Origin of the sequence: Ottowia beijingensis (genome assembly GCF_013423955.1) — a bacterium.
GTDB classification, from domain to species: Bacteria; Pseudomonadota; Gammaproteobacteria; order Burkholderiales; family Burkholderiaceae_C; genus Ottowia; species Ottowia beijingensis.
Window position 1 is genome coordinate 354,259 of sequence record NZ_JACCKX010000001.1, and the last position, 13,400, is coordinate 367,658.

The window sequence follows — 13,400 nt, forward strand, 5'->3', positions numbered from 1 at the left end:
CACATGACCACCACCCGCACCCAGGTCGCCATCGTCGGCGCCGGTCCGTCCGGCCTGCTGCTGGGCCAGTTGCTGCACAAGGCCGGCATCGACGCCATGATCGTCGAGCGCGTCAGCGGCGACTACGTGCTGGGCCGCATCCGCGCCGGCATCCTGGAGCAGGTCTGCATCGACCTGATGGACGAGGCCGGCGTGGGCGAGCGCATGCACAAGGAAGGCCTGGTGCATGGCGGCATCGAGATGCTGTACGACGGTCAGCGCCACCGCGTGGACCTGAACAAGTACAGCGGCGGCAAGAACGTGATGGTCTACGGCCAGACCGAGCTGACGCGCGACCTGATGGACGCGCGCCAGGCGGCGGGCCTGGCCACCATCTACGAAGCGCAGAACACCCAGGTGCACGACTTCGACAGCGCCAAGCCCTATGTCACCTACGAGAAGGACGGCCTCACGCACCGCATCGACTGCGACTTCATCGCCGGCTGCGACGGCTTTCACGGCGTGTGCCGCGCCAGCGCGCCGCGCGCCGCGATTCGCGAATACGAGAAGGTCTACCCCTTCGGCTGGCTGGGCCTGCTGAGCGACACGCCGCCCGTGAGCGACGAGCTCATCTACGTCAACAGCCCGCGCGGCTTTGCCCTGTGCAGCCAGCGCAGCAAGACGCGCAGCCGCTACTACCTGCAGGTGCCGCTGACCGACAAGGTCGAGGAGTGGAGCGACGACGCGTTCTGGCAGGAGTTGAAGCTGCGCCTGGACGACGAGGCGCGCGCCAAGCTCGTCACCGGCCCCAGCCTTGAGAAGAGCATCGCCCCGCTGCGCAGCTTCGTCACCGAGCCGCTGCGCTTTGGCCGCATGTTCCTGGCGGGCGATGCCGGCCACATCGTGCCGCCCACCGGCGCCAAGGGCCTGAACCTGGCGGCCACCGACGTGAAGTACCTGTATGACGCGCTGGTCGAGTTCTACAAGGACAAGAGCGAGGCCGGCATCGACGACTACTCGCGCAAGTGCCTGGGCCGCATCTGGCGCGCCGAACGCTTCTCGTGGTGGTTCACGCAGCTGATGCACCGCTTCCCGCACGACGAGCGCATCACCGAGAAGTTCCAGCACGCCGAGCTGGACTACCTGATGCACTCCGAAGCCGGGCTGACGACGATCGCCGAGAACTACGTCGGCCTGCCGCTGGACTTTGGCGCGCCGCGCCGTTGAGATGGGTCGGGGCGCGGCCCCGCGGCGCCTCGATGCAGCGCATCCTTATAGAAAAACAGGGAGTATCGACTTCCAGCGCTTGTCTGACGGGCGCTAGCGGATAGGCATAGGGGAGTATCCTGCTTCTTCGTTCCATGAAGCGGGGCTGCCCCTGATCTGCGCCCCGGCGCCGCGCGCAGCACCGACGACAGCAGCAGTTCCATCACCGCCCGCGCGTTGTCCTCCAGCGCGCCGGGGATCTTGCCGGCAAACATGCCGTCGGCGTGCAGCGTGGCCAGACCGTGCGACAGCGACCAGCCGGCCAGCGCCAGCGGCTGCACCTGCGGCGCGTCGATCAGGCCCGCGGCCTGCACGTCGGCCACCGCGCCCAGCAGCACGCCCAGCGCGCGGTCGCCGGCCGCCATCAGCGCGGGGTGGTTGGCCTTGTCGCACTCGGGGCTGAACATCAGCCGGTACACCGCGGGCCGCTGGCGCGCGAAATCCACATAGGCCAGGCCCACCGCCAGCAGCGCCGCGCGTGCATCCGGCGCGGCCTGGCGCGCCGCCTGGGTGTGCGCGGCCAGGCCGTCGAAGCCCTCGGCCAGCACCGCCGCCAGCAGCGCCGCGCGGTCGCTGAAGTGGCGGTATGGCGCGGCGATGCTCACGCCCGCCGCCTGCGCCGCCGCACGCACCGTCAGCGCGGCGCTGCCGCCTTCGGTGACCAGTTGCGTGGCGGCGTCGATCAGGGCACGGCGCAGGTCGCCATGGTGGTAGGCCGCGCGCGCGGCCTTCGGCGCCGCCGCCCGGCGCGCCGCGCCGCCGCGCCGGGAAGGTGAAGGTTTCGATGAAGCCATGATGTTGACACCCATAACATCAGCCCCTAGACTGATGTGAACATCCATCACTTTAGCGCGCCATGCCCTTGCATCAAGACCCCACCCGCTTTCCCGACGGCAAACGCCGCGCCGCCGCCTGGCTGCTGGGCCTGGGCGCCGCCGGCGTGCTGGCCACCTGCGTCAGCTACGTGCTGGCCGGCGCCCCGGCCGCCCTGCCCGGCGGCGCGCCGGATTTCGAGTCGGTCCGCGCCGCCACCGCCGCCGCCGCGGGCTGGATGCGCGCCGCGGGCAGCTTCGGCATGCCAGGCGATGTGCTGCTGGTGGCCGGCTGCGTGCTGCTGGCGGGCGCCGCCCGGCGCGCGGGCACGGCGGCGGGCGCGGTGGGCTGGGGCTGCTGGCGCTGTCGTGCGCGCTGTTCATCCTGGTCGATGCGCTGGTGGGCTTCGTGCTGCCGCCGGTGGCGGCCAGCGGCGACAGCGCGGCCTACGTGGTCGCGCGCTCGTCGTTCGACGTGCTGTTCAACATCGGCGGCTGGACGCTGGGCCTGGGCGCGCTGCTGGCCGCACTGGCTCCGCCAGGGCGCGCGCTGGCGTGGCGCCCGCTGCGCGGCCTGATGGGACTGGCCGGCGTGCTGGGCCTGGCCGTCAACACCAGCTTTCTGCTGGGCGGGCCGGGCGCGCCGCTGATCGGCCCCGCCGTGGTGCTGACGGCGCTGGCCCTGCTGGGCGCCGGGCTGGCGCTGGGGCGGCGCTGAGCGCGTGCCACGGGCGGGCCATGTTTCTGGGTTAAATTGGGCTTTGGCGCCGCGCATGGGGCGCAGCCAGCTATTCATTTCATAGTATCCAGCCATGGCCACTCGCAACTCCGCCAAGCCGCTCACCGGCACCCGCATCGTCAGCCTGGCGCTCAATCTGCCCGGCCCCGCCGCGCTGATGCGCCTGTCCGCCATGGGCGCGCGCTGCCTGAAGGTGGAGCCGCCCGGCCCCGGCACCACGTCGGCCGGCCGGCCGATCAGCGGTGACCCGATGGGCCAGTACGACATCGGCGCCTACAGCGTGATGCACGAGGACGTGCGCGTGGTGCAGATGGACCTGAAGACCGAGCGCGGCCAGGCCCAGCTGGCGCGCGAGCTGCTGCGCGCCGACCTGCTGCTGACCTCGTTCCGCCCCTCGGCGCTGGCCAAGCTGGGGCTGGACTGGAAGTCGCTGCGCCGGCCCTTCCCGCACCTGTCGATGGTGGAGATCGTCGGTGCCCCCGGCGAGCGCGCCGACGAGCCCGGCCACGACCTGACCTACCTGGCCGAGGCCGGCCTGGTGACCGGCACCGACCTGCCGCCCAGCCTGCTGGCCGACATGGCAGGCGCGCTGATGACCAGCGAGGCCGCGCTGTCGGCGCTGATGCAGGCGCGTGCCAACGGCCGTGGCCAGTACCGCCAGGTGGCGCTGTCGCAGGCGGCCGAATGGCTGGCGCTGCCGCGCACCTGGGGCCTGACGCTGCCGACCGGCGCCGTGGGCGGCGCGCACGCCGGCTACCGCGTGTACCCGTGCAAGGACGGCCGCGTGGCCATCGCCGCGCTGGAGCCGCACTTCGCCCGCGCGCTGTTCGCCGCCGCCGGCCTGCCGGAGCCCGACATGCGTGCGCCGTTTGCCCCGCAGGCGCACGAGGCCATCGCCGCCTGGGCGCTGACCAAGACGCGCCGGCAGCTCGACGCGCTGGCGGCGGCGAACGACATTCCGCTGCACACGCTATCGAAAGCGTAGCTTCCAACGCTTATTCGATGGGCGCTGAAGGCCGAAATGGCTTGAAATTCTGCTGCCCGCCACCGATCCCGTCCGACGCCCCACCCCATGACCCGCACCGGCCACATTGCCCGCTGGAACGCCGAGCGCGGCTTCGGCTTCATCGCCACGCCGGCGGGCGAGCAGAACATCTTCTTTCACGTGCGCGACTTCCGCGGCGGCGAGCCGGCCGAAGGGCTGGCGGTGCGCTTCGAGCAGATCGAGGTCGGCGGCAAGGGCCCGCGCGCCATGGCGGTACAGCCGCTGGCGCGCGCTGCGGCGCCGTCGCCCGCAGGGCCGGCACGTACTGCAGACCGCGCGGCCAACCCGCAGCGCCGCAACGGCCGCGCGCCATCCAGCGCCCCGCGCGGGCTCGACGGCCAGCCCGCCCTGTTCGCCATCGCCCTGCTGGCCTGGCTGGGCCTGCTGGCGGCCATCAGCCTGCGCGGTGCCTGGCCGTGGGACCTGCCCGTGGTGCTGGCCGGCCTGCTGGTGCTGAACATCGCCACCTTCTTCAGCTACGCCCTGGACAAGACGGCCGCCGCGCAGTCGCTGGCGCACGCCCGAGAGCACGCTGCACGCGCTGGCCGCAGCCGGCGGCTGGCCCGCGGCCTGGCTGGCGCAGCGCGCGCTGCGGCACAAGTCGCGCAAGCGCGAATTCCTGGCCGTGTACGTGCTCACGGTGGGACTGCACCTGGGCGCGCTGGGCCTGCTGCTGTGGCGCAGCCTGTGAACCCTGCCGGTCAACGGCGCTGGCTATGATGATCCGACAACCACCGCACGAACCATGAACAAGCAACTGCACCCGCACCAGAAGGACGAACTGGCCGAGCTGGCCGTCATCGCCATGCGAGAGCGCGGGCTGGAGCCCGAGTTCTCGGCCGCCGTCAAGCGCCAGCTGGACGAGATCGATGGCGAGAGCGAGGAAGACGGCGTCGGCATCATCGACATGACGGGCCTGCTGTGGTGCTCGATCGACAACGACGATTCGCGCGACCTCGACCAGCTCACCGTCAGCGAAACCCTGCCCGACGGCAGCGTGAAGATCATGGTGGCGATTGCCGACGTCGACACGCTGGTCGCCAAGGACACGCCCATCGACCGCCACGCGCAGATCAACACCACCAGTGTCTACACCTCGGCGCGCATCTTCCCGATGCTGCCCGAGAAGCTCAGCACCGACCTCACCTCGCTCAACCCCAACCAGGTGCGCGTGGCCACGGTGACCGAGATGGTGTTCCAGCCCGACGGCACGCTGGCGCGCAGCCACATCACCCGCGCCAGGGTGCACAACAAAGCGCAGCTGGCGTACGACGCGGTGTCGGCCTGGATCGAGGGCAACGGCCCGCTGCCCGAGGCAGCCGACATCGTGCCCGGCATGGACCAGCAGCTGCGCACGCAGGATTCGGTGGCGCAGCAGCTGCGCGCCAACCGGCGCGAGCAGGGCGCGCTGGACTTCCAGACCTTCCAGCCGCGCGCCGAGTTCGACGGCGAGCAGGTGGTCGCCATCAAGCAGCAGGAGCAGAACCGCGCGCGCCAGCTGATCGAGGAGTTCATGGTGGCCACCAACGGCGTGACGGCGCGCTTTCTGGCCGGCAAGCGGCGCGCCGCCATCCGCCGCGTGGTGCGCTCGCCCGAGCGCTGGGCGCGCATCGCCCAGGTGGCGGCCGAGCGCGGCTGGGAGCTGCCGATCGATCCCGACTCCAAGGCGCTGGAGCAGTTTCTCGCCGCCGAGCGCAAGCGCGATCCGCTGCGCTTTCCCGACCTGTCGCTGGTCATCGTCAAGCTGATGGGTCGCGGCGAATACGTGGTGGAGCGCCCGGGCGGCCCCAACATCGGCCACTTCGGCCTGGCGGTGCGCGACTATTCGCACAGCACGGCGCCCAACCGCCGCTACCCCGACCTGATCGCCAGCCGCCTGATCAAGGCCGCGCTGGCCGAGGTGAAGTCGCCCTACTCCGACATGGAGCTGGAGTTCCTGGCCAACCGCTGCACGCAGCAGGAAGACGCCGCCAACAAGGTGGAGCGGCAGCTGCGCAAGTCCGAGGCGGCGATGCTGCTCGAAGACCACATCGGCGAGACCTTCGACGGCGTGGTTACCGGCGAATCGAAAGGCAACACCTGGGTGCGCATCTTCGAGCCGCCGGCCGAGGGCAAGCTGCTGCCCAGCCGCGACGTGCAGGTGGGCGACAAGGTGCGCGCCAAGCTCATCTCGACCAACGTCGAGCGCGGCTTCATCGACTTCGAGATGATCGGCTGAAGCGCGTACTGCTGCACAATTCATCCACATCGTTTCAGGGAGCCATGCCATGTCGCTCAGCAGCGCGATCTCGTTCTACATCGACCAGGACACACCCGGCTTTCGCACCACCACCGGCCTGCTGCCCACGGCCGACGCCGAAGTCGCCCTGTGCGCCCTGCAGGTGGGCGACACGGTGAGCTTTCCCAACCACCGCAACCGCGTCTACCGCGTCGTCAGCCGCCACTGCAACGCCGGCGCGGACATGAGCGAGCCCGAGTGGTTGGTGCGGCTGGAGCCCGTGAACAAGGGCGCAACCCCTGAGCGCCTGACGGCGGTTCCCCTTCTCTCGCTGCGCTGCGCTTCGCGGGAAGGGGGACACAGCCTGTGCCCGGCGCAGGTCCGGGCACGGCTGTCGCTGGAGTGGCCTGCTCCGCGGCCTTCGGATTTTTCTCGAGCAGCGGCCGCGACGAGGCCCCTTGTGGGAGCGGGCTTGCCCGCGATGGGCGCCTGGTATGGGCGATACGCCGTATCGCGGCCGAGGCTGCTCCTACAAGAATAGCTAACCGCGCTGGATGGGCGGGCGCTGACGGCCGATTTCTTCTAGAACCCCGCGTCCGGCTGCGCCAGATAATCCAGCTCCTCCGCCGTGCTGGCGCGCCCCAGGATGGCGTTGCGGTGCGGAAACCGGCCGAAGCGCTCGATGACGGCTTGGTGCTTGCGGGCGAAATCCAGCGTGCCGTCGAAGAAGGCCTTGGGCTCGGCCTCGGGCGCATCGCGCAGCGACTGGAACAGCACCACACTGCGCTCCTGCATGGCCGCGTCTTCCGCGTGCTCCAGCGGCAGGTAACAGAAGATGCGCGCCATCGGCGGCACCGCCTGGTCATGGCCGCGCGCGAGGCCTTCCAGCGCCAGCGCCAGCGCCTGCGCATCGCCGGCGAAGGCCTCGGGCTGGCCGCGGAAGGCGTTGCGCGTGAACTGGTCGAGCACGATCAGCAGTGCCAGTCGCCCCTCGGCGTCTTCGGCCCAGGCGTCGAGCTGGCCCGCCCGCGCCGCGGCGATGGTCGGTAGAAAGCGCTGGCGCAGTTCGGCATCGAAGGCATCGTTCTTCTGGAACCACTGGCCCTGCACGCGCTGCAGCGCGGCCGGCTCGAGGGGATGGGCGCCGAGCCAGAAGCGCAGCACGTCGGCGGGTGTGGCGGTGTGGTGATCCATCGAAGGATTGTGGCACTGCCGCACATCAAGAAATTGGCGCGCCGGGCCTTGTGCTGGCGCCGCCGTCGCTCTACGCTGCGGATCGCAAGGAGAAGAACCGTGCCCTCAACCGTGCCCCCACTGTCGAACGCATCCGCACCCTGGCTTTGGTCGGCCCCGCCGCCACCGGCAAGACCACCCTCGTCGAAGCGCTGCTGCAGCGCGCCGGCGCCATCGCCACGGCCGGCAGCGTGGAACGCGGCAGCACCGTGAGCGACCACGATCCGCTGGAGATCAAGGCCGGCCACTCGCTGCAATCCAGCGTGATGCACGCCGAGCACGACGGCTGCCGCATCCACTTGATCGACACGCCCGGCGCGCTGGACTTCATCGGCCAGAGCCTGCCGGCGCTGGAGGCGGTGGAGACCGCCGCCATCGTCATCAACGCCGCCGCCGGCATCGAGCCCATGGCGCAGCGCATGATGGACTACGCGGCCGAACAGCAGCTGGACCGCCTGATCATCGTCAACAAGATCGACGCCGAGGGCGCCGAACTGGCCCGCCTGCTGGCCGACATCCAGGCCACCTTCGGCAAGGAATGCCTGCCGGTCAACCTGCCCGACGCCGGCGCCACGAAGGTGGTGGACTGCTTCTTCAACCGCGAGGGCCACAGCGATTTCGGCGCCGTGGCCGACGCACACCGCGCGCTCATCGAGCAGGTGGTGGAGGTCGATGCCGACTTCGTCGACCGCTACCTGAACGAGGGCGACATCGACGCCGCCGAGCTGCACGCGCCGCTGGAGCAGGCGCTGCGCGAAGGCCACCTGGTGCCGGTCTGCTTCGTCTCGGCGCGCAGCGGCGCGGGCGTGGGCGAACTGCTGGACATCGTCACCCGTCTGCTGGCCAACCCGGCCGAGGGCAACCCTCCCGACTTCTTCCGGGGCGAAGGCAACGCCGCAGAGCTTATGCACGCCCAGCCCGATCCCGATGCCCACGTGCTGGCCCAGGTGTTCAAGATCAGCATCGACCCCTACGTCGGCAAGCTCGGCTTCGTGCGCGTGCACCAGGGCACCATCCGCCCGGGCACGCAGCTCTACGTGGGCGATGGGCGCAAGCCGTTCAAGGTGTCGCACCTGTACCTGCAGCAGGGCAAGGGCCATGTGGAGGTGCCCAGCGCCGGCCCCGGCGACATCTGCGCGCTGGCCAAGATTGACGAGCTGCACTACGACGCCGTGCTGCACGACGCCGCCGAGGACAGCCACATCCACCTCAAGCCCCTGCCCTTCCCGGTGGCGGTGCACGGCATCGCCATCGCGCCCAAGCGGCGTGGCGACGAGCAGCGCCTGTCGGAGTTGCTGGGCAAGCTGGTGAGCGAAGACCCTGCCTGCGCGTGGAGCACGTGCCGGCCACCAACGAGACCATCGTCTACGGCCTGGGCGAACTGCACCTGCGCGTGTTGCTGGAGCGCCTGCGCGAGGTGCACAAGCTGGAGGTCGACACGCACCCGCCGCGCATCGCCTACCGCGAGACCATCACGCAGAACGCCGCCGCGCAATACCGCCACAAGAAGCAGTCGGGCGGTGCTGGCCAGTTCGGCGAGGTGCACCTGCGCATCGAGCCGCTGCCGCGCGGCGCGGGCTTCGAGTTCGTCGACCAGGTCAAGGGCGGCACCATTCCGGGCCAGTTCATGCCCGCGGTCGAAAAAGGCGTGCGCGAGGCGCTGGCCGAAGGCGTCATCGCCGGCTACCCGGTGCAGGACGTGCGCGTGATCGTGCACGACGGCAAGCACCACGCGGTGGACAGCAAGGAGATCGCCTTCGTCACCGCCGGCAAGCGCGCCTTCCAGGCGGCCATCCGCGATGCCCGGCCGGTGGTGCTGGAGCCCATCGCGCGTGTGCACATCACCGCGCCTGAAGGTGCCGTGGGCGCCATCACCGGCGATCTGTCAGCGCGCCGCGGCATGGTCAGCGGCACCGACTCGGGCAAGCTGGGACAGATGACCGTGACCGGCCAGGTGCCGATGGCCGAACTGGCCGATTACCAGAGCCGCCTGAACGCCATGACCGCCGGCCAGGGCGCGTATGCGCTGGCGCTGGCGCACTACGAAATCGTTCCGCCGCAGGTGCAGCAGCAGTTGACGAGCCAGCACAAGGTGCAGGACGAGGACTGAGCGCTGCCGGTCGCGGCGCAGGACCCGCGTGGCACCGGGTGCAGGCGGCCGCCGCGGCCGCACGGTCCGGTGGTGCCGCGTCTATGCCATCCGCCATACGCCTTCTGGGGGACTCGACATGACGAAATTCACCCCCGCGGGCCTTGCGCGCACCCGCGCGCGCGTCTACGCTGCGGTTGAACGGAACTGAGATATTTCACCGGCCACGGGTGCGATAAATCGGGATTTGAGGGGACTGGCCGGAATGTGGTGGGATGGCCGTCTGCAAATGAGTTGCGCTGTGTGCAAATTTGGCGCGACGGTCAGTTGAAGCCGAATTCTGCCGCCCAGTCGCGCACGATGGCGCCAATTTCTTCGGTGTCGCGGCGGCTGATGCCGAGGAACGGCCTGGCGGGGATGTTACCGCGGCCGAACTGGTGCGTGGCGGCGTACACCCGGTCGCTGAACACCTCCACCCGGCCGGGCGCGGTCACCTGGTAGTAGATGTGCTTGCGCAGGTAGCCGCGCTGCGTCAGGATTTTGTCGCGGTTGTGGCGCTTGCGCTCGCGCGTGCGGGGCTGCAGCGCGGCCCACGCGCCGCCGTCCGGGTCGGTCTGGGTCCTGAAGCGCTCCTGCGTGCTGCGCTGCAGGTATTCGCCCAGCCGCGGCATCAGCGTGCGGGTGTCGCGCACGCCAGTGGCCATCAGGCGCAGGCTGGTCTTGAGGCCATCCAGCGCGCGGGTGTCGATGCTGATGCTTGTGCCGGCCATCCCTGCCTCACTGGCCCATGTTGCCCTGGGCCGCACCGCGCTGGCGGCTGCTGCCGGGGATGTACTCAAAGCCGGGGTCGATGCCCGCCGGCACCAGCACCAGGCGCGGGCCGCGCGGGTTGCGCTGGCCGATCAGGCGCTCGACCAGGTGCACTTCGGGCGCCTCGTCCGGGCCGTCCTTGCCCATGGCGGCCAGATCGCGGGGCCACAGGCCGCGCACGCTGCACTGGCAGCCCCAGCCGTTGGGCGGATAGTGCGTCTGCCACCAGGGGTCATCACGGCGCAGCACCAGGCCGTCCCAAGCCAGGTGCTGGTGGCGCGGGTTGGTCACCCAGTCAGCGTGCACGTACTGCCAGTACGGCGCCGCCTGCAGCTGCTCGTAGCGGCCGGCGGCGTAGGCGGTGTTGAGGTTGGTCTCGTAGATCACGCGGCTGCGCCAGTCGCGCCCGCCGTTGTAGTCCCAGCCGTGCGTGGCCACGATGCGGTCGAAGTCGCGGCGGAAATCCTCCAGCGTGCCGCCTTCGGCGATGGCCTTATCGACAGCCGCGCGAAAGTCGGCCACCAGCGCGTCGCGGTTGGCGCCGGCCACCACGAACGCCCAATCGTGCTCGCGCGTGTAGATGTCGGTCCAATGCTCGGTGGGCAGGTTCAGCTTGCGCAGGAAAAACCTCACCATCTCGCCGAACGGCAACGATCCGTAGGCCACCTCAGCCATCGCCCAGGCCTCCGGCTTCCTGCAGCACCTCGTAGCGGCCGGCCAGCTGCGCCGCCGCCAGCGCCTGGGCCATGGCCGCGGCGTACTGGTCCAGCGTCATGTCGGGCAGCAGCTGCTCCAGCCCGTTGCGGATGTCGTCCAGGCTTTGCGCACGCTCCACCAGGGCGCGAATCTGCGCCAGCCAGCCGGTCACGGCCGGCGCCGCGCCGGCGGCGAGCTGCTGCGCCATGGCCTGCGGTGGCGTGGCCGCGGCGCCTGGCGTGGCGGCAGCCAGGGCCGCCAGCGGCGCATCGGCCGGCCAGGCCGCGCGCAGGCCGGCCAGGCCAAACGGCATCGGCTGCGCGGGCTGCTGCAGCACCGGCTCGCCGTCCTGCGGCATTGGAATGCCCAGCTTCTCGTGCGCCCACTTCACCGTCGGCTGCACGCCGATGCTCACCAGCTTGGGCAGCGCCTCCGAGTAGGCCGTCAGGTCCTCGGTCTCCTGCGCGTTGAGCTGGAACTGCGGGCTGCGCCGCGGCCCTCCGGCGCCAGACCGTTCAGCGCCGCCACGGCGTAGACCAGGTCGCGCGTGAGCGTGGTGTTGAGCTGCCGTACGTCGGCATCGCGCAGGTCCTTGCGCACCTCGTCGTGGATCTTGCCCAGCGCGTGCGTGCTCGACTTGCCATCGGCGCCGCTGGTCAGCGTGGCGCCCAGAATCACCTTGCTCTGGTTGCGCTCGCACCAGTTGATCATCAGCTCGAACGCCTTCGGGTCGCCCGTGGCGGCGTTGTGGAACTCCATCATCATCCCCTCGGGGATGATCCCCGCCGCGTTGTGCCCGATGGCCGCCAGCGCGCGCAGCAGCGTCAGCTTCTCGGCCTCGCTGGCGCTGGTGGGGTAGCGGCCGACGCGCAGCGGAATGCCGTAGATCTCCAGAAACTCGGCCAGGTCACCCACGCTGTAGTTCTTGAACAGGTAGGTCCACACCAGCTGGCGGAACAGCGCCGAGCGCTCCAGGTATCCGCTCTTGGCCTTGTGCACGTGGGTCAGCCAGCCGAAGGGCTGCAGCGCCTGGCCCGGCACGCCGTCCACGTGCTGGTGCGTGCGCAGGCGCAGCTCCTGCCGGTAGCCGCGGTGCAGCACGAACCACGACTGCGGCCGGTGCGTGATGGTCTTGGGCAGCCAGAAGCGCTCCACGCGGTGCCACTCGATCTCCAGGCAGGCAAAGCCCTTGCCGATGGCGTCGGTCACATCGAACAGCACGTCTTCGAAGTCGGGGATCTCCTGCAGCAGCTCGTCCAGCTGCGCCGCGGCCTTGGCCTCGGCCGGCGTGGGCGACTTCTGAGGCGGCACCACCTCCCATTCCAGGATGCAGGCGCGGCGGCGCTTGTTCATCTCGCTGGCAATGTGGCCGTCCTTCTCCTCCATGTCCTCGAACAGCTCGAACTGCGCCGTCAATTCACCTTGCTCGGCCGCGTCCAGGATCGTGGCCAGCCGGCTCGGCGTGAGCCCGCGCGTGGGGTGCGCCTGCAGCTCGCGCTGCAGCGCCGTCAGGTGCGCCGTTTGCGGCGTCTGCAGATCGGGCATTTTCATGGGCTGCCCGTCGGGACCGAGGATGCGTGATGTGGCCATGTCGTCTACCAGGTGGCTGCGCTTTCGGGCGGCGACAGGTCATCGCCCGCGTACTGCTGCTCGGCGCGCATCGCAAAGCGCGGCGCCGTGCCCGTCAGGTTGTCGAAGCCGCGCGGGTGGGTGGGCACGGCGCGCCATTCAATCGGCCCGCCCGTGCCCGCCGCCGCGTTCAGCGCCAGAAACGCTGCCCAGGTGCGGTCGGCGTGGCCGGCGCTGTCGCTCTCGGCCACAAAGCGCGGCGCGCCGGTGGGGCCGGTTTCCTTGCGCAGCTTGTGCAGGTCGGCGCGCAGCACGTTGTCGCCGGCCGGAATGCGGATGCGCCGGTCCTCGAAAGCCTCCTTGCCCAGCGTGGCCAGCGTCAGCTTGTTGGGCGCGGTGAACAGCACGCCCTCCACGCGGCTGGAGCCGTGGCGGCGCTGCGCGTCCTCGACGGGCTTCTCGCCCATGCCGGTCTGGTCCATGCAGGCGCGCAGCACGCGGTAGCGCTCGAACACCTCGGCCAGCAGCGTGTCCTGCTGGGTAAAGCTGACCCGCTTGCGGGCGATGATCTCGCGCGTCCAGTACACGTCGCCCACCTGCTCGATCACCCAGATCACGAACAGGTCGTTGCGCGCGCCGATGTCCACGCCCACGTAGCACGGCCCGCCCGTGTAGTGCTGCGGCAGGCCGGCCAGATCGTCCTCGCAGGCGTGAATCAGCTCGTAGCTCAGCCAGGCGCTGGCCTCGTCCAGCCACTTCAGCTCGAACTCCTGCGCCCACAGGTCTTCATCGCCGGCGCCGCGGCGCAGCTCCTCGATGTCGCGCGGCAGGCCATCGGCCACCGCCTGGTAGATGTCGGTGCTGTGCCGGCTCCAGCCATCGTCCTTGCCCGTCATCAGCTCGAAGAACTTGTTGCCCTTGCCGTTGGGCGTGCTGATCACGCG

At 70.3% G+C, this 13,400-nt stretch carries 14 protein-coding genes and 1 pseudogene; 8 read left to right on the forward strand and 7 right to left on the reverse strand.

Annotated features, from left to right (window positions below; genetic code table 11):
- Positions 1-3 precede the first annotated feature (3 nt).
- Complete coding sequence (pobA, locus tag H0I39_RS01760; protein WP_180549358.1) at positions 4-1,206, forward strand: 4-hydroxybenzoate 3-monooxygenase; 1,203 nt, start codon at positions 4-6, stop codon at positions 1,204-1,206.
- On the opposite strand, the gene H0I39_RS01765 is transcribed toward pobA, so the two are convergent.
- A complete protein-coding gene (locus H0I39_RS01765) occupies positions 1,164-2,039 on the reverse strand; it encodes a TetR/AcrR family transcriptional regulator (RefSeq protein WP_180549359.1) in 876 nt (291 codons plus the stop codon). The genes pobA and H0I39_RS01765 overlap by 43 nt on opposite strands.
- A 62-nt stretch (positions 2,040-2,101) precedes the next feature.
- Here H0I39_RS01765 and H0I39_RS01770 point away from each other — a divergent pair, with 62 nt between their 5' ends.
- The 6 genes from H0I39_RS01770 to H0I39_RS01795 all read left to right on the forward strand — a co-directional run bounded on the left by H0I39_RS01770 (position 2,102) and on the right by H0I39_RS01795 (position 6,600).
- Positions 2,102-2,635, forward strand: coding sequence for a hypothetical protein (locus H0I39_RS01770; protein WP_180549360.1), 534 nt, complete (start codon positions 2,102-2,104; stop codon positions 2,633-2,635).
- Positions 2,635-2,775 (forward strand): hypothetical protein, encoded by a 141-nt coding sequence (locus tag H0I39_RS01775; protein WP_180549361.1) that lies wholly within the window; start codon positions 2,635-2,637, stop codon positions 2,773-2,775. The genes H0I39_RS01770 and H0I39_RS01775 overlap by 1 nt, the downstream gene beginning before the upstream one ends.
- Before the next feature lie 94 nt (positions 2,776-2,869).
- Positions 2,870-3,781 (forward strand): CoA transferase, encoded by a 912-nt coding sequence (locus H0I39_RS01780; protein WP_180549362.1) that lies wholly within the window; start codon positions 2,870-2,872, stop codon positions 3,779-3,781.
- 87 nt (positions 3,782-3,868) lie between these two features.
- Complete coding sequence (locus H0I39_RS24545; RefSeq protein WP_180549363.1) at positions 3,869-4,561, forward strand: cold shock domain-containing protein; 693 nt, start codon at positions 3,869-3,871, stop codon at positions 4,559-4,561.
- A gap of 25 nt (positions 4,562-4,586) precedes the next feature.
- On the forward strand, positions 4,587-6,059 hold the full coding sequence (locus tag H0I39_RS01790) for an RNB domain-containing ribonuclease (protein WP_180549364.1): 1,473 nt from the start codon (positions 4,587-4,589) through the stop codon (positions 6,057-6,059).
- 49 nt (positions 6,060-6,108) lie between these two features.
- Positions 6,109-6,600, forward strand: a complete 492-nt coding sequence (locus tag H0I39_RS01795) for a hypothetical protein (protein WP_180549365.1) — start codon at positions 6,109-6,111, stop codon at positions 6,598-6,600.
- A gap of 41 nt (positions 6,601-6,641) precedes the next feature.
- Here the strand turns inward: H0I39_RS01795 and H0I39_RS01800 are convergent, their stop codons facing one another.
- On the reverse strand, positions 6,642-7,253 hold the full coding sequence (locus H0I39_RS01800) for a DUF924 family protein (protein WP_180549366.1): 612 nt from the start codon (positions 7,251-7,253) through the stop codon (positions 6,642-6,644).
- A 131-nt stretch (positions 7,254-7,384) separates the two neighbouring features.
- On the opposite strand from H0I39_RS01800, the pseudogene fusA reads away from it, so the two are divergent.
- A pseudogene (fusA, locus tag H0I39_RS01805) lies at positions 7,385-9,402 on the forward strand (elongation factor G).
- Positions 9,403-9,704: 302 nt separating this feature from the next.
- On the opposite strand, the gene H0I39_RS01810 reads toward fusA, so the two are convergent.
- Genes H0I39_RS01810 through H0I39_RS01825 form a run of 5 tightly spaced genes read right to left on the reverse strand, consistent with a single transcriptional unit; the run spans position 9,705 to position 13,397 of the window.
- Positions 9,705-10,151 (reverse strand): phage virion morphogenesis protein, encoded by a 447-nt coding sequence (locus H0I39_RS01810; protein ID WP_180549367.1) that lies wholly within the window; start codon positions 10,149-10,151, stop codon positions 9,705-9,707.
- A gap of 7 nt (positions 10,152-10,158) precedes the next feature.
- Positions 10,159-10,866, reverse strand: a complete 708-nt coding sequence (locus H0I39_RS01815; protein ID WP_180549368.1) for a phage head morphogenesis protein — start codon at positions 10,864-10,866, stop codon at positions 10,159-10,161.
- Positions 10,859-11,302 (reverse strand): hypothetical protein, encoded by a 444-nt coding sequence (locus tag H0I39_RS21335; RefSeq protein ID WP_444547281.1) that lies wholly within the window; start codon positions 11,300-11,302, stop codon positions 10,859-10,861. Before H0I39_RS21335 ends, H0I39_RS01815 begins: the two co-directional genes overlap by 8 nt.
- A gap of 29 nt (positions 11,303-11,331) precedes the next feature.
- Positions 11,332-12,477, reverse strand: coding sequence for a DUF935 domain-containing protein (locus H0I39_RS01820; protein WP_257645556.1), 1,146 nt, complete (start codon positions 12,475-12,477; stop codon positions 11,332-11,334).
- Between the two features lie 5 nt (positions 12,478-12,482).
- Entirely contained in the window at positions 12,483-13,397 is a 915-nt protein-coding gene (locus tag H0I39_RS01825) for a phage terminase large subunit family protein (RefSeq protein ID WP_308645737.1), read from the reverse strand.
- Positions 13,398-13,400: the final 3 nt, after the last annotated feature.